This window comes from Mesorhizobium sp. B2-4-6 (genome assembly GCF_006442775.1).
In the GTDB taxonomy this organism is placed as follows: domain Bacteria; phylum Pseudomonadota; class Alphaproteobacteria; order Rhizobiales; family Rhizobiaceae; genus Mesorhizobium.
Genome location: NZ_VFVI01000003.1, coordinates 28,379 through 44,723 on the forward strand (window position 1 = coordinate 28,379; position 16,345 = coordinate 44,723).

At 64.8% G+C, this 16,345-nt stretch carries 14 protein-coding genes; 9 read left to right on the top strand and 5 right to left on the bottom strand.

What is annotated here, in order from left to right; all coding sequences use genetic code 11:
* Positions 1-79 precede the first annotated feature (79 nt).
* The gene (locus tag FJ957_RS10070; protein ID WP_140831861.1) at positions 80-892 is read left to right on the top strand and encodes a methyltransferase domain-containing protein; all 813 of its coding nucleotides are present in this window, start codon (positions 80-82) and stop codon (positions 890-892) included.
* Here the strand turns inward: FJ957_RS10070 and FJ957_RS10075 are convergent.
* Positions 889-2,265, bottom strand: a complete 1,377-nt coding sequence (locus tag FJ957_RS10075; RefSeq protein WP_140830941.1) for a TIGR03808 family TAT-translocated repetitive protein — start codon at positions 2,263-2,265, stop codon at positions 889-891. The genes FJ957_RS10070 and FJ957_RS10075 overlap by 4 nt on opposite strands.
* Before the next feature lie 105 nt (positions 2,266-2,370).
* Here FJ957_RS10075 and greA point away from each other — a divergent pair, with 105 nt between their 5' ends.
* Complete coding sequence (gene greA / locus FJ957_RS10080; RefSeq protein ID WP_140830942.1) at positions 2,371-2,853, top strand: transcription elongation factor GreA; 483 nt, start codon at positions 2,371-2,373, stop codon at positions 2,851-2,853.
* On the opposite strand, the gene FJ957_RS10085 is transcribed toward greA, so the two are convergent.
* From FJ957_RS10085 to FJ957_RS10100, 4 genes are all read right to left on the bottom strand, one after another.
* A complete protein-coding gene (locus tag FJ957_RS10085; protein ID WP_140830944.1) occupies positions 2,850-3,239 on the bottom strand; it encodes a type II toxin-antitoxin system death-on-curing family toxin in 390 nt (129 codons plus the stop codon). The two genes, greA and FJ957_RS10085, sit on opposite strands and share 4 nt — an antisense overlap.
* Positions 3,236-3,457: an AbrB/MazE/SpoVT family DNA-binding domain-containing protein gene (locus FJ957_RS10090; RefSeq protein WP_140643466.1), complete on the bottom strand. Its 222-nt coding sequence runs from the start codon at positions 3,455-3,457 to the stop codon at positions 3,236-3,238. Before FJ957_RS10090 ends, FJ957_RS10085 begins: the two co-directional genes overlap by 4 nt.
* A gap of 72 nt (positions 3,458-3,529) precedes the next feature.
* Positions 3,530-5,653, bottom strand: coding sequence for a methylmalonyl-CoA mutase (gene scpA / locus FJ957_RS10095; RefSeq protein WP_140830946.1), 2,124 nt, complete (start codon positions 5,651-5,653; stop codon positions 3,530-3,532).
* Positions 5,650-7,092 (bottom strand): methylmalonyl-CoA mutase subunit beta, encoded by a 1,443-nt coding sequence (locus FJ957_RS10100; protein ID WP_140830948.1) that lies wholly within the window; start codon positions 7,090-7,092, stop codon positions 5,650-5,652. Before FJ957_RS10100 ends, scpA begins: the two co-directional genes overlap by 4 nt.
* A gap of 252 nt (positions 7,093-7,344) precedes the next feature.
* Here FJ957_RS10100 and FJ957_RS10105 point away from each other — a divergent pair, with 252 nt between their 5' ends.
* The 7 genes from FJ957_RS10105 to FJ957_RS10135 all read left to right on the top strand — a co-directional run bounded on the left by FJ957_RS10105 (position 7,345) and on the right by FJ957_RS10135 (position 16,311).
* On the top strand, positions 7,345-8,868 hold the full coding sequence (locus FJ957_RS10105; protein WP_140830949.1) for a helicase HerA-like C-terminal domain-containing protein: 1,524 nt from the start codon (positions 7,345-7,347) through the stop codon (positions 8,866-8,868).
* A 396-nt stretch (positions 8,869-9,264) separates the two neighbouring features.
* Complete coding sequence (locus FJ957_RS10110; RefSeq protein WP_246672344.1) at positions 9,265-9,684, top strand: AraC family transcriptional regulator; 420 nt, start codon at positions 9,265-9,267, stop codon at positions 9,682-9,684.
* A 193-nt stretch (positions 9,685-9,877) separates the two neighbouring features.
* Positions 9,878-10,333, top strand: coding sequence for a hypothetical protein (locus FJ957_RS10115; protein WP_140830951.1), 456 nt, complete (start codon positions 9,878-9,880; stop codon positions 10,331-10,333).
* Positions 10,330-14,469 carry a YadA-like family protein gene (locus tag FJ957_RS10120; RefSeq protein ID WP_140830953.1) on the top strand — a complete coding sequence of 1,380 codons (4,140 nt, stop codon included), beginning with the start codon at positions 10,330-10,332 and terminating at the stop codon, positions 14,467-14,469. The genes FJ957_RS10115 and FJ957_RS10120 overlap by 4 nt, the downstream gene beginning before the upstream one ends.
* 8 nt (positions 14,470-14,477) lie before the next feature.
* Positions 14,478-15,047, top strand: a complete 570-nt coding sequence (locus FJ957_RS10125; RefSeq protein ID WP_140830955.1) for an invasion associated locus B family protein — start codon at positions 14,478-14,480, stop codon at positions 15,045-15,047.
* 12 nt (positions 15,048-15,059) lie between these two features.
* Positions 15,060-15,785: a hypothetical protein gene (locus tag FJ957_RS10130; RefSeq protein WP_140830957.1), complete on the top strand. Its 726-nt coding sequence runs from the start codon at positions 15,060-15,062 to the stop codon at positions 15,783-15,785.
* A 109-nt stretch (positions 15,786-15,894) separates the two neighbouring features.
* A complete protein-coding gene (locus tag FJ957_RS10135; protein WP_246674356.1) occupies positions 15,895-16,311 on the top strand; it encodes a DUF4189 domain-containing protein in 417 nt (138 codons plus the stop codon).
* Positions 16,312-16,345: the final 34 nt, after the last annotated feature.

A 16,345-nucleotide genomic window follows, 5' to 3' on the forward strand; every position in this document is an offset into this window, starting at 1 on the left:
GCACCTGCTGCGCGGGTGAGCCCAAGATAAAAATTATGTGCTAGTCTCCTCCACCATCAACGGGCGCCGGGTGCTGACGATGCTGGAAGCGGACAAGGTGTTTGCCGGGTCGATCCCGGAAAATTACGATCGCCATATGGTGCCGTTGATCTTCGAGGCCTATGCCGCCGAGACCGCGCGCCGGGCGGCGTCCTTCTCGCCTGTTGCCGTCTTGGAAACTGCCGCGGGGACCGGGGCCGTCACCCGCGCGCTGGCGCCACAGCTTCCTCCCGGCGCGAGCTACGCGGTCACCGACCTCAACCAGCCGATGCTCGACTACGCGGCGTCGCGCCAGGGTCTCGACAGCCGCATCACGTGGCGCCAGGCGGATGCGTTGAACCTGCCTTTCGACGATGCGTCTTTCGACCTCGTCTGCTGCCAGTTCGGCGCGATGTTCTTTCCCGACCGCGCCGCGGCCTATCGCGAGGCAAGGCGGGTCCTGAAGCCCGGCAGGCATTTCCTGTTCAGCGTCTGGGATCGCATCGAGGAGAATATATTCGCCGACGACGTGACGAATGCTCTCGCCCGGATTTTTCCGCACGATCCGCCGCGTTTCCTGGCACGCACGCCGCACGGCTATCACGACAAGGCGCTGATCCGTAGCGATCTGGCTGCCGCCGGATTTTCCGACGTGGCGATCGACACCATAGCCGAGCAGAGCCGCGCATCCTCACCGCGGGTTCCCGCCGTCGCCTATTGCCAGGGAACGCTGCTTCGCAACGAGATCGAGGCCAGGGAGGCCGGACGGCTGGCGTCCGCTACCGACTACGCCGAATCCGTGATCGCCGAAAGGCATGGCAGCGGCGAAATTGCCGCCAAGATCCAGGCGCACATTATCGTGGCCGTGGCCTAGCTGACCTTGTTGCGTTCGACGGTGAGATGCGCATAGCCGGTATCGGTTGACTGGGACAGGTCGCCGGTCACCGGATCGGCCCAGCGCTGGCCGATGATGGCGCCGTTTTTCGCGCCGTCGATGACATTGTCCGAGATGACCGCGGAGCCGGAGCCTTCGACGACGGAAACGACGATGCCGGTGCCTGCTAGGCGGATGATGTTTCCCGTCGCAACGACGTTGCGCAGATAGGGCCCCCATCCGAGCTGCATGCCATAGAGCGGGGCGTTTTCGACGACATTGCCCGAAACAGTCGTATCGGCCTCGGCGCTGATGCCGACGCCGAAGCCGGGCGGGTCGGCGGTGTATGGACCGGTGGTTGAGAGGTTGCGCACGATGTTGTTCGAGCAGACCGCCATGCGGCCGCCTTCGTTGAAATTGACGATCGAGATGCCGTTGGCGGCGCCGTCGACCAGATTGTTGCTGAGGATCGCGCCTTCGAAGGAGAATTCCGAATAGATCCCGGTCTCGCCCGAGCGCAAGCAGGTATTACCGGTGATCTGCAGATTGCTGGAACTGTTGGCGCGCACCGCCGTGAAGGCGCAGTCGGAGACAACGTTGCCGGAGATGATCACATTGCCGGCTCGGAAAGCGTTGATGCCGTTGCCGTTCTGGCCGGTGCCGCCGCTGCGCGCGCCGATTCGCTGGACGCGGTTGCCGCTGACGATGGTGCCGTCTTCCGCAGCCTGCCAGCGATGCACCAGAATGCCGCCATTGGCGCAATCGGCCACGGTGTTGCCGGAAATCTCCAGCCCGCCGGCCTCGACCGAATAAATGCCGGCGTGCGCCGCGCCCGAAATATCGCAGCGGCCGACACGGCCGACGGCATGTTCGAGCGCCAGCCCGTTCTTGCCGCTGCCGGTCACCTGACAATTGTCGATCACGAGATGGGCGACGCGGCGCAGGTCGAGCAGCCCTTGGGCATAGTCGGCCAGCCAGCGGTTGGCGCCATCGAGCACGAGACCGCTGAGCTCGATATGCTCGGCCTGTTCGGTCATCATCAGATGACCGTTGCCGCCATAGACGATGCGCGTCGCGCCCGGCACGCCCGACAGACGCACGCGGGCAGGCAGTTTCAGGTTCGAGACGAGATAGGTGCCGGGCGGCAGGAACACCGGCTGGTCGCGGTCGCTGGCCTCGGCCAGCATCTTGGCAAAAACCTTGCTCTGGTCGTCCACCGCGCCCGGCTGTACGCCGATCTCGGTGGCGTCGATCGAGCCGCGCATCGCGGCCATCTCGATGCCCGGCAGCGATTTCGCCGATGCCTTGCCGGCAAAGATGCCGGCGACGGCAAGCCCCGCGGTCCGGGCAAGCAGCGTTCGTCTGTTCAACATCGGCACAGGTCCTGGCGTTTCGTCCTGTTCGTCGCAGGAATCGTGCCAGGGTGGCCTGTCGGCAAACCGCTTGTGCAGTCGCCTCGCCAAGCCTAAGTTCACTCTATGAGCAGAGCTTTTACCCGCGAAGAAGACAGCGAAAACGCCATTGCCGGCGTCGGCGAACGGCCGGTCAGCACGCACCGCAATCTGGTGACGGAGCGCGGCCTGGCCATGATCGAGGACAATCTCGCCGACCTGCGCGACATCCTGGCCAAGGCCGAAAGGAAGGGCGACCGCGAGCGCATCGCGGTGGTTTCCCGCGACCTGCGCTACTGGACCGCGCGGCGCGAGAACGCGGAGCTTTCGGTGCCGGAGCCCGGCAGCGAAGTGGTCCGCTTCGGCATGGGCGTGACGCTGGAAGGCGACGACGGCAAGAAGGTGCATTGGCGCATCGTCGGCGAGGACGAGGCCGACCCGTCGAAGGGCAGCATTTCCCATGTCTCGCCGATGGCCGTGGCGCTGTTCGGGAAGAAGACCGGCGAGGTCGTCACTGTCAACGGCAAGGAATGGGAGATCGTCAAGCTCTCGGATAAGGCCGAGAACTAGTCTGCGAGCTTCACGACATGGTCGCGGAAGAAGGCTGCCGCCCCAGCCTCATCGATCTCACCTGCGGCGACACCCATGACGAATTCGTAGATCGTGCCATTGTCCGCCATCAGGTCGTAACCGTTGATGATCAGGAACGCGCCGGCTGCAACCGTGGCCGTGCGCTTGTTACCATCAACGAACGCATGGTTCCTCGCGATGCCGAAGATGTAGGCTGCAGCCAGATCCTCGATAGACGGGTCACCATAGTTGGCCTTGTTCTCGGCGCGGGCTAGCGCGGATTCAAGGGCGTTCTCGTCCCTCAAACCCTGTGCACCGCCATGCCGACGCAATTGCTCGACATGCATCGCTTCGACTGCGCGACGCGACAGAAACTGCCAGCTCATTCCGCAAGCTTCTGAAGCGCGACTTTGTATTTGTCCATGACCTTGCGGGCGGCTTCCATTTGCCGCTCGAAGCTGTCGTCCACCGGCTCAAGGGCAATGCCCTTGTCCGTTTCAACGATCTGAAGCTGGTCACCCGCCTTCATGTTCAGGCGGTCAAGAAGCTCCTTCGGCAGAATCACGCCTTCGGAATTGCCGATCTTGCGAATGGTGGTGTTCATGACGGAATTATCCTGTTGCAACGATAATTATAACGTCAAGTGACTTATGTTGCAACTGGAATTATAACGAGGTTAACTCTCAGCCAGCAACCGATCCATCAGCCGGTTCGCCGCCTCCGGGATAACGGTCCCCGGCGGGAAGATCTCCGCCGCTCCCGCCGCCAGCACCGCGTCATAATCCTGCGGCGGGATGACGCCGCCGGCGACGATCAGCATGTCGGCATGGCCAAGCTTCTTCAGCGCTTCCTTAAGCTCGGGGATCAGCGTCAAATGCCCGGCCGCGAGCGACGACGCGCCGATGATGTCGACATCGTGCCGCACCGCCAGCTTGGCGATCTCATCCGGCGTCTGGAACATCGGCCCGACGGTGACGTCGAAGCCCAGATCGGCGAAGGCGCTGGCGATCACCTTCTGGCCGCGGTCGTGGCCGTCCTGGCCCATCTTGGCGACCAGGATGCGCGGCTTGCCGCCGGTCTTCTTCTCGAAGGCCTCGATCTTCTCGTTGAGCCGGTCGACCGTCGGATTGTCGCCGAGCGCGTCGCGATAGACGCCGGAGATGGTCTGCACCGTGGCCGCGTGGCGGCCGAACACCTTTTCCAGCGCCAGCGAGATCTCGCCCACGGTGGCGTTGGCGCGCGCGGCGCGGATCGCGAATTCCAGCAGGTTCTCGCCGCTCTCGGCAGCGCGGGTGAGGGCGGCCAGGGCGTCCTCCAGAGCCGCGACGTCGCGCGTGCCTTTCAGCCGCTGCAGCTTCGCCAATTGCCGGGCTTTCACCTCGGCATTGTCGATCTTCAGCACATCGACCTCGATATCCGCTTCCGGGCGATGCGCGTTGACGCCGACCAGCGCCTGCTCGCCGGAATCGATGCGCGCCTGCGTGCGCGCGGCCGCTTCCTCGATGCGCAGCTTCGGGATGCCTTTCTCGATCGCCGCCGCCATGCCGCCGAGGTTTTCGACCTCCTCGATATGGGCCAGCGCACGCGCCGCCAGATCATGCGTCAGCCGCTCGACATAGGCCGAGCCGCCCCATGGATCGATCATGCGCGTGGTGCCGGATTCCTTCTGCAGAATGAGCTGGGTGTTGCGGGCGATCCGCGCCGAATGATCGGTCGGCAGCGCCATCGCCTCGTCGAAGGAATTGGTGTGCAGTGATTGTGTATGCCCCTGCGTCGCCGCCATCGCCTCGATCATGGTGCGGGTGATGTTGTTGTAGGGGTCCTGCGCCGTCAGCGACCAGCCCGAGGTCTGGCAATGGGTGCGCAGCGACAGCGAACGCTCATCATTCGGCGCAAAATTCTTCTTCATCAGGCTCGACCACAAAAGCCGCGCGGCCCTGAGCTTGGCGACCTCCATGAAGAAGTTCATGCCGATCGCCCAGAAGAAGGAGAGGCGCGGCGCGAAACGGTCGATGTCGAGACCGCCCGCAACGCCGGCGCGCGCATACTCGATGCCGTCGGCGATCGTATAGGCAAGCTCGAGGTCGGCCGTCGCGCCGGCCTCCTGCATGTGATAGCCGGAGATCGAGATCGAGTTGAATTTCGGCATATGCCTGGAGGTGTAGGCAAAAATGTCCGACACGATCCGCATCGAAGGTTTCGGCGGATAGATGTAGGTGTTGCGGACCATGAACTCCTTCAGAATGTCGTTCTGAATGGTTCCGGCGAGATCCTTCTGCGCGACGCCCTGTTCCTCCGCCGCCACGATGTACAGCGCCATGATCGGCAGGACGGCGCCGTTCATGGTCATCGACACCGTCATTTCGTTGAGCGGAATGCCGTCGAAGAGCTGGCGCATGTCGAGGATGGAATCGATCGCCACACCCGCCATGCCGACATCGCCGGCGACGCGCGGATGGTCGCTGTCATAACCACGATGCGTGGCGAGATCGAAGGCGACCGACAGGCCTTTCTGGCCCGCGGCGAGGTTGCGCCGGTAGAAGGCGTTGGATTCCTCCGCCGTCGAGAACCCGGCATATTGCCGGATCGTCCAGGGCTGCTGGACATACATGGTGGGGTAGGGGCCGCGCACGAAGGGCGGCATGCCCGGATACGTGTCTAGATTGGCGAGCCCCTTGAGGTCGCCTTGGCCGTAAAGATGCTTCACGGCGATGCCTTCCGGCGTCATCCGCTGGCCTTTGATCTCGACCGGCGCGCGACGCGGCGCCGACCAGCCGATCTGGCTGAAATCCGGGATCATGACCCGGCTCCGATCGACTGATCGATGCGCACCGGAAACAGCGGCTCGCAGGTCGCGACGCCCTCCGTCAGCGCCGGACGCCGCTCCTGCGGCAGCGTCTCGACCGGGCGCTCTGTGCCGACGCGGTAAAGCGTCGTGCCGACAATGCCGCGTTCACCCGACCGGTAGGCGCCGTTGCGCTTGGCAGCGGCCGTCTGCACGCGATTTTGGATATAGCCCTGCTGCAGGCTGGCAAGCACGCCGCCCTCGGCCTCGATGCGCTGGAATTCATCCCAGGCCGCGGCGCAGAGATCGTCGGTCAGCGCTTCGACCGCGCCCGAGCCGCTGGCCGGGTCGGCGACGTGGCCGATATGGCTTTCCTCGGCCATGATCAGTTGGGCGTTGCGGGCAACGCGGCGGGCAAAGCCGGCCGGCAGCCCATGCGCGATCGTGTGCGGCAGGATCGAGATCGAATCGGCGCCGCCGGTTGCCGCCGCGAAGGCCGCGATCGCCGTACGGAGGATATTGGTTTCCGGGTCGGCCATCGTCATCATGCGATAGGAGGTCTCGGCATGGATGCTGGCCGTCGAGGCCGGGATCGAGCAGGCTTCCTGGATGCGCGCCCACAGCTTGCGCAACGCCCGCACCTTGGCCACCGAGAGGAACTGGTCCTGGTCGACGCTGAGCGCGAAGCCGATATGCGGTGCCGCATAGACCAGTGGCTGGCGCGCCTTCTCGAACATCCTGAGATAGGACACCACGGAAGCCATCATCGTGCCGAGTTCCTGCGCCTCGGTGGCGCCGGCATTGTGGAAGACACGGCCGTCGGCCTCGAGCAGCACGCCCGGCACGCCCATCGAGAAGAAATGCGCCAGCGACTGCGGCATCGATTCCTGCAGCGCCTCGATCGAGGTGCGCAGCCGCCCGGTGCCGGCGAAGATCGCCGCCGGGTCGATGCCGAAGGAAAGGTTGAGCTTGGTCGGATCGGAGCGGCGGCGGCTCAGGAAAGCGAGCAGCCAGTCGGCCACGGCGCGGCTCCAGGGATGCGCGTCGATGCGCACCTGCACGCGGTTGAGCGGCACGCGGTCGAGCACCCGTTCCAACGCTTCCGCGGTGCGCGGCAGGCCATAGCCGAAGGCATTCGGCGCACCTTCGAAGACCAGCGACAGCCCGCTGGCGCCTTGGGCGATGTCTTCCAGGGCTTGCGCGCTGGCCCGGGTAATGTCCGGGTCGTCGACGCGCTGGCTGACGATCCAGGGCGCGGTCGGATTTGTGCGCGGCAACGGCTCGGCGGTCGCCGAGCGTTGTCTGAGCGGCTCGATGCGGATGCCGTCATCGGTACGGGAGACGAGCTTTTCCTCGAAGGAACCGCCGGCAAGCGCCTTTTCCGCCAGCGCCTGCCAACGCTTGGCGTCTGGGTTCGGAAGGTCGACATCCCTGGTCAAGGCGCCGGCGCCCATCGCTCTCCTCGCTTTTCGGCCACATCAGCCGGGTCCAGCCAATCTAAGGTCAGGAACCGGATATCACAATGCGTCATCCGGCCGGGTTCTCTCGCGGCCATCCAATCGATTGCCAAACATGCGCGCAATCCGCAAGCGCCAAAGGCCGAATTCGCTGCGCCCCAAAATCGATGGCGGGCATTGCTGCATGCGACGAGCGTTACTATACCTCCGAATGAGGCCTTTGAGCGGAACAGATTGCGGAGACCGGATATGGTTGACGAGACCGGCATTTTCATCGGCGCCAGCCGCAAACCCGACGATTCCTATCAGCGCGCGGAGGAGCTGCTGCTGCGCTACGGCAACCGCCACGGCCTTGTCACCGGAGCCACGGGCACCGGCAAGACGGTCAGCCTGCAGATCCTGGCCGAGGGCTTTTCCAATGCCGGGGTGCCGGTCTTCTGCGCCGATATCAAGGGCGACCTTTCCGGCATATCCATGATGGGCGACGCCAAGGATTTCCTGGTCAAGCGCGCCGATCAGGTGAAGCTCGATCCCTACCAGTTCCAGGAATTCCCGGTCATCTTCTGGGACCTGTTCGGCGAGCAGGGCCATCCGATCCGCGCCACCATTTCCGAGATGGGGCCGCTGCTTTTGTCGCGGCTGATGAACCTCACGGAGGCGCAGGAAGGTGTCATGAACATCGCCTTCCGCATCGCCGACGAGGAGGGCCTACTGCTGCTCGATCTCAAGGACCTGCAGGCGCTGCTCGCCAACATGGCCGACCGCGCCGACCAGCTCAGCGCCCGATACGGCAATGTCACCAAACCCTCCGTCGGCGCCATCCAGCGCACGCTGCTCGTGCTGGAACAGCAGGGTGCGGCTAACCTCTTCGGCGAGCCGGCGCTGCGCATCGCGGACATCATGCGCACGACGCGCGACGGCCGCGGCGCGATCAGCGTTCTGGCCGCCGACAAGCTGATGATGAACCCAAGGCTCTACGCCACCTTCCTGCTGTGGCTGATGTCGGAACTGTTCGAGGAACTGCCCGAGGTCGGCGATCTCGACCGGCCGAAGCTGGTGTTCTTCTTCGACGAGGCCCATCTTTTGTTCGAGGACGCGCCGAAGGTGCTGATCGACCGTGTCGAGCAGGTGGTGCGGCTGATCCGCTCCAAGGGCGTCGGCGTCTATTTCGTCACCCAGAACCCGCTGGATATTCCCGAAAAAGTGCTGGCCCAGCTCGGCAATCGTGTCCAGCATGCGCTGCGCGCCTATACACCGCGCGAGCAGCAGGCGGTGCGCACCGCCGCCGAGACCTTCCGGCCCAACCCCGATTTCGATTGCGCCACCGCCATCACCCAGCTCGCCACCGGCGAGGCGCTGGTCTCGATGCTGGAGGACAAGGGCGTGCCGGCCGTGGTCCAGCGCACGCTGATCCGGCCGCCGTCATCCCGGCTTGGACCGATCGCGCCCGACGAGCGCCGCAAGATCATCGCCGAGAGCCCGGTCGTCGGCCAGTACGACGAGGCCGTCGATCGCGAATCGGCCTTCGAAATTCTGCAGAAGAAGACCAAGGAGGCGCAGGACGCCGAGGCGCAGGCAAAGCAGCAGAACAGCGGCGGCTCGCGCTGGACCATTCCCGGTTTCGACGATGTTTTGGGAACAGGCAACCGGCGGTCTTCCAACCGCCAGACCGTGGCCGAAGCCGCCATCAAGTCGGTGGTGCGCTCGGTCGGCTCCTCCGTCGGCCGCGCCATCGTACGCGGGATTTTGGGAAGCCTTGCGCGAGGCCGCTGAAGCGAAGAGGCGGCACCGAGCGGAGCGCGACGCGAATCACGCCCCGCAACCTTTGATGTCAGGCGAGGACCCGCTTGCCGTCGGGCGTATCCGTCACGGAAATGCGCCGCCCCGGAAGGCTGTCCGCGTTACCTCCCGACGATCAAATCTTACCCGTCGACGGGTGAGCCGCATCAATGGCAACTGAAACTTTCCGCAAGGGAATTTTTCCCGGCGGAACCGCAATTTCATGAAATACCAGACGCGCCAAATCATGGCCTTTGACGTGCTGTTGCCGGGGGGCAAACTCGATAGCGCCGACAGCACGTGCGATCACGAATTATTGTGGCAAGGGAACCGAAAACGCCCTCCAAGGTTGGGCAAAGGCTGCGGAGGGCTGAGCATCAGGAGTCCGAGTTGCGGCGCGATGACGATCTGCCAGCTTGGTATTCGGAAATTCCTGCTGAAAGGCGGCCACTGCTAAACGCGAAAGGCGGGCTGTCGTTCGGCCACACTCGCCTCATGCAGCAATTCTTGAGCGAGAACTTTTCGCGCAAGCTTTCGCTCGCCGAGATGGCGGCTGTGTGCGGGCTGTCCCCCTACCACTTCGCCCGTGCTTTCTCCAAGACGTTCGGCATGACGCCGCATCAATATGTTCTTACCCTTCGCCTTGACTTTGCCGAGAAGCTGCTGGCCGACAGGCGCATCTCGATCACGGACATCGCCTATCTGAGCGGCTTCTCGAGCCAGAGCCACCTCACCACCACGATGAAGAAATATCGCGACGCCACCCCACAGCAGGTGCGGGCAAGGCATGTTCGGTCGCGGTCCGGATAGGGAAACTAATTTAGCAGTATGGAAAATTAAGCGGATCTCTTATAAAGATTCAGCTAAAGTAATTTACTGTTAACCTCCAGAAAACCTGCGGTATATTTTCAGATAAACAGCAATTTATTGGAATACGAAGCCCTGAAAAACGTGTCTTTCTGCAGCAAATCCGGTATTCGGATTCTAAGCTGGCCGAGGGGACATGAGCGACGACACGGCGATTCGCCGGAGCCTTTCCGAGGAGATCGGTTACTGGCTGGAGTCGGCATCGCGGACGCTTGAGAAGCGCTATGGAAATGGCGTGCCCCTGGCCAAGCGGGACATGCTGCTGGCCCATTATCTCTATGGCCTCACGGCTGTCGTTCACGCGCATGACGCGCCTGCCGTCCATCTGGCGGCGGTGCGGTCCTATCTCGAGCGGCTGATCCCAACGGAGCGGGTTGCGGCGGCGCTTCAGGCTGTGCCCGAGGATGGTGACGCCTGGCTTGAAAACACGCTCGATCGCGTCGAGGCGATCGGTGAAAAACAGGGCCATGCGCTGCTGGCGCGCGGCGCCGATATCGTGATCCCATTTTCGAGCAGACACGCTTTGGCGGCAGGGTCGGCGGAACCTGCCGTGATCGAGCGCGACCCACCAAAGGAGGCACTCTCGCAATGAACTTCAGGCAAGAACGTATCGCACAGCGCGGGTCGGCCCGATTTGCCGGAAACTGGGTCTCCGGCGCGGCCGACAGCCGCTCGCTCCGGCGCCGCCTGATGGCGGCGCTGCGCAAAGCGCATCGCGTGCTTGGCATGCAGCGCAAGGGGCTAGGGCTTGGCACGCTCGGCGGTGGCAGGATTCTGGCGGCGGCGCTGGGTGCAATTGCATTCGGTGGCATCGCCACGCCGGCATCGGCACAGGTTTTCGGCGGCGGCGGCACGGCAAACGGTGTGCGCGGTATCGCGTTTGGATCTGGAGCCGTGCAAAACGGAGCCGATTCCATCGCCGAGGGTACCAATGCCAGCGCGGGCAGCCAGAATGCCGTCGCGATCGGCTTCCAGGCGATCGCGTCTCAGATAAACACCGTCTATCTGGGTTCGCGCACAGTCGCAGGAACCGGCGCGCTCTCACCTGGCGCGATCGCGATCGGCACGGACGTTACGGCGTCCCTGAACGACGCCATCGCCATGGGACGCCAGTCCGTTGCTTCGGCGCAGTACTCGGTGGCTCTCGGCCTGTTTGCGAATGCCTCGGGCGGTGGCGGCGCGATGGCGCTGGGCCAGGGCACGGTCTCAAGCGGCGTGAATTCTGTCGCGCTCGGCGTCCAAGCCAGTGCCAGCGGTGCCGGAGCCAACGCTTTGGGCACCTTCTCGACCGCTTCGGGAGGAAATTCCACTGCTGTCGGCACCAGTTCGTTGGCTGGCGCCAACTATGCATTCGCCGGAGGCTGGGGATCCGTCGCCAACGCGGTCCGGTCGACGGCCTTGGGCGTCGGTGCGCAAGCCACCGGGACTGATAACACCGCCGTCGGCTCAAACGCTCAGGCGACCGGTACGAGCGGTTCGGTAGCGCTAGGCGTATCGGCCACGGCGACCTTTACCAACGCTGTGGCGCTCGGCTTTGCGTCAAATGCGACCGGTCTGTCATCTTCCGCCCTCGGCCAGGGGTCTCAGGCAACTGCGGATTTTGCGACGGCAGTGGGTCGCGGCACGCAGGCCGCGGCGCTGAACGCCACCGCTCTGGGCAACCGGTCGCAGGCTCTGGCAGCCTCGAGCCTGGCGATGGGCGATACCGCGAATGCAAGTGCTGCCAGCGCCATCGCCGTTGGAACCAATGCCAAGGCGGATTCCGCCGAGGCCGTCGCCATGGGCACCAATGCGGTTGCCACCGGTGGCAAGGCCGTCTCGATCGGCTCCGGCAACACCGCGTACGGCAACGGCGCGGTTTCGATCGGCGATCCGAGCTATGCCAGCGGCACCGGCGCCTTCACCGGCGGTGCCAACAACATCGCCAACAGCGACGGAACGGCCAGCGCCACCGCCGCCAACCAGGCTGCCGGCGCGGTGGCGATCGGCAACAACAACAAGGCGATCGGGCAGGGCTCCGTGGCGCTGGGCAACGGCTCTACCGCGGGCGCCGCCGGCCTCGCCGGCAATGTTGCGCTCGGCGACGGCGCGACCGCGGCGGCGAAGTCCGGCGATGTCGCCCTGGGCTCCGGCTCGGTGACCGTCGCGGCGGTCGGCACGAGCGGCACGACGATCGGCGGGACGGCCTACAGCTTCGCCGGAACGGCTCCGACATCGACCGTCAGCATCGGCGCTCCGGGCGCGGAGCGGACCCTCACCAATCTCGCGGCGGGCCGGCTCAGCAACGCCTCGACCGACGCCATCAATGGCTCGCAGCTGTTCGCGACCAACCAGCAGGTGACGCAGAACACCACCGATATCGCCGCCAACACCGCCGACATCACCAATCTCGGCAACACCATCACCAGCATCAACACCGGCGCCGGCATCAAGTATTTCCACGCCAACTCGACGCTGCCCGACTCCCAGGCTCTGGGGACGGATTCCGTCGCGGTCGGTCCCAATGCGGTGGCCAACAATGCCGGCGACGTCGCGATCGGCCTGAATTCCGTATCCGGAACCACGACCAATGTCGGCGGCACGACGATCGGCGGTGTGAACTATACCTTCGCCGGCGGAACCCCGGCCGGCGCGTTCTCGGTCGGTTCGGTGGGCGCGGAGCGCCAGATCCAGAACGTCGCGGCCGGGCAATTGAGCGGTTCCTCGACCGACGCGGTCAACGGCTCGCAGTTGTTCGCGACCAACCAGCAGGTGACGCAGAACACGACCGACATCGCGGCCAACACCGCCGACATCACCAATCTCGGCAACACGATCACCAACATCAACACCGGCGCCGGCATCAAGTATTTCCATGCCAATTCGACGTTGGCGGATTCTCAGGCGCTGGGGACGGACTCCGTCGCGATTGGCCCGAATGCCATCGCGAACAACGCCGGCGACGTGGCTATCGGCTTGAATTCGGTATCGGGCGCCACGACCAATGTCGGCGGCACGACGATCGGCGGCGTCAACTACACCTTCGCCGGCGGAACGCCGGCCGGCGCCTTCTCGGTCGGCGCGGTCGGCGCGGAGCGTCAGATCCAGAACGTCGCCGCCGGGCGGTTGAGCGGCTCCTCGACCGATGCCGTCAACGGCTCGCAGCTCTTCGCCACCAACCAGCAGGTGACGCAGAACACCACCGACATCGCCGCCAACACCGCCGACATCACCACGCTCGGCAACACCATCAACAATTTTGCCGGCGACACCTCGACTGCCTACACGGACGCCAACGGCGAAGGCATCCGCTACGTGCGCACCAACGACACGACGCTTCCGGTCACCGATGCCTTCGCGCAAGGGATCGGCTCCTCGGCGCTCGGCTACCAGGCGACGGCGTCCGCCGCCAATTCCCTGGCTCTGGGCCGGGGCACCGCGGTCACCATAACCGACGGTGTGGCGCTCGGCTCCGGCTCGGTTTCCGACCGTGCGGTCGCACCTGTGTCGGGGTCGATCCTTTCCGGCACCGGCCTCATTCCCTACAACACCGCGGACATGACCCTGCTCGGCGCCGTCTCGGTGGGCACCTCCACCGCTTATCGCCAGATCATCAATGTGGCCGACGGCACCGAGGACCAAGACGCCGTCACGCTTCGCCAGCTGAAGGGTGCGCTGAGTTCCTTCGCGGTGACCGGAAGCATGTACTTCCACGCCAACTCGACCGCCTCGGACTCGCTGGCGGTCGGCGCCGATTCGGTAGCGATCGGTCCGCGCACGACCGTCAATGGCGACAACGGCATCGGCATGGGCAACGGCGCCATCGTCCAGCAGACGGCCCCCGGCGGCATCGCGATCGGCCAGACCTCGACTGTCAATGCGGCAGACAGCATCGCGCTAGGCACGAACTCGACCGCCAACGGCGCCCAGTCAATGGCGCTCGGCGCCGGTGCCACGGCCAACGAGCCGGGCAGCGTCGCTCTCGGCGCCGGCTCGACGACGGCGGCGGCGGTCGCCACCACCGGCACGACGATCAACGGCGTCGCCTACACCTTCGCCGGAACCAATCCGACGAGCACGGTGAGCGTCGGCAGCGTCGGCAACGAACGCACCGTCACCAATGTGGCCGCGGGCAGGATCAGCGACACTTCCACCGATGCCATCAATGGCAGCCAGCTCTACGCGACCAATCAGGCTGTCGAAGCAGTGCAGGGAAGCGTCGGCGACCTGAATGAGTTCGCCGTTCAATATGACAAGAACCCGGACGGCACCAAGTCGAACTCGCTGACGCTCGTCGGCGGTGACGTGAATGCGCCCGTTGTCATCCACAATGTCGGCGCCGGCACAGCTGACACCGATGCAGTCAACGTGCTGCAGCTCAACAACGGGCTGGCAACAACGTTCGACAACTCCAAGACCTACACCAATCAGGTGGCGGCCACCACGCTGCAGCAGGCCAACGCCTATACCGACTCCAAGCTCAGCCAGCTCAACATGGACATGGGCGAGGCGCGCGGCGAGGCGCGGCAGGCCGCCGCGATCGGCCTGGCGGCTGCTTCGCTGCGCTACGACGACCGCCCCGGCAGGCTGAGCGTCGCGGCCGGCGGCGGCTATTGGCGCGGCGAAGGCGCCGTGGCGTTCGGCGCCGGTTACACCAGCGAGGACGGCCGAGCCCGGGCGAATCTCTCCGGCACGACGGCGGGCGGGCACTGGGGTGTCGGCGCGGGCGTCAGCTTTACCCTGAACTGAGTGTGTCGATGACCAGGCAAACAGTCCTTGCCGTAATATCGGTGGTTTGCCTCCTTCTGTCCGGCCCGCATGCGGCCGGGCAAGGGGCGGCCCCTGCCTACAGGATAAAACCTTCCGACGTCGCGGTGCCTCCGGACGTGAAGCTTGGCGAATATCAACGGACCACGCGCCCGTTCGAAAACTGGACGCTGATCTGCGACGAGAACCTGCAGGCCAGGAAGAAAGTATGCAATATCAGCCAGTCCTTCATCGACCAGGGCCAGGCAATGGTCTTCAGCTGGTCGCTCGCGGCCGACGAGAGGGGCAAGCCGTTCATGATATTGCGCGCGCCCAGCGCGGCAGGGGCAGGCAGCAAGCTTTCGCTCAGATTTGCCGGCCGCAAACAGCCGGTCGACGTTCAACTGCAAGGCTGCGACGCGTCGGTTTGCGTCGGTTATCTACCCGTCGGCCCGGTGCTTCGCGAGCAGATCGGCAAGGAGACGATGGTCCAGGTTTCCTATTCCCTGCCGTCGGGAGCGACCGTCAGCCTCGATGCCCCGTTCAAGGGGCTCAAGACCGCGCTGTCGGCCATCAACTAGAAAGACTTTGAGATGACACGCCAATCCATCGAGGACAGAATCCTGACGCACTCCCAACCGGTCGCGCTGCCGGAGCCGCCGGCAAGTGCGCCGCCACAGCGTTCGCCAGGCTGGCGCCTGGTGCGAAACACGGCGCTGCTCGGCGGGTTCGCGGTCTTGGTCGCGGCGGCGGTGATCTTGTCGCTCCGTCTCTATCCCGCGCTTGGGACATTCGTCGCGGGCACGGCCTCCGCGCAAGCGCAGGCGCCCATGCAGGGCAAGCCGGCGGAAGCCGTGCCCGCGCCGGCCGACGCCTCGGCAAACAAGGATCCGTTTCAGGCGCATGTCGCGCAGGCAGGCGTCCGCACCTGCGCTAATCTCTTTGCCACGCTCGGACAGGCGCTGACGGCAGGGTCGACCTATGCGGTGCAGACGCAGTGGGACAAAACTTCGCCGGATGCCCATGCGGTGCAGGCCGTGGCCGGGATGAGCTACGACCTGCCGGACTACAAGACACAGGCCGCGGGTGTCGTCTTTGCTTCGCCCGTCGGCCAGACCTGCGAGGGCGGCTTCGTGCGCGTGGCGCCGTTCCAGCGCTCTTGCCAGGAAGTCGCCGGAACGCTCCCGAAAGGCAGCCTGCTGGCGGACAATCTTTCGAACACGATGCTTTTCAACCTGGCCAACAATGGCGGCCAGGCGCTGCTGGTCCCCACCGGCAATACCTGTGTCGTCGTCTCGGTGGCCCGCATGGGCGGCTAGCGGCCAGCCGTGATGGTCGATTCCTGGACAGCTGCAATTGGGAGCTACGAAAATGCTGATCAACCGTCGCCTCTCATTCCCGCTGCTGGCGGCTTTTGTCGGACTGACAATGGCGAGCCAGGCCGCTGACCTGGTGGCGCCGCCGCCGGCGCAGACCGGCGAGGAGAGGGGAATCTGGGGCGCGATCGCCTACTCGCCGGGCGACGGCAGGCACGGCTTCTTCTGGGGCGCCGACAAGCGGCAGGAAGCCGAAGACATCGCGCTCGAGCACTGCGAGAATGCGGACGGCGCGGGCTGCAGGGTGGTCGAGGTGTTTCGCAACCATCGCCATTGGGACGATGATGACGGCACCGGCTTTCCCTATGAGCATTGCGCGGCGCTTTCAGTCGGCAAGAGCCGTGGCCCGGCGACCCCGTTCTGGGGTGTCGCGTCCGCCACGACGCGTCGCGAAGCCGAGGACAAGGCCAAGGCCGAATGCGGCGGTGAGGAAAAGCAGTGCAAGATCCGCGAGTGGGTCTGCACCTGAGCGTCGACAACGCTGCAGCCTGCATTAGATGTTC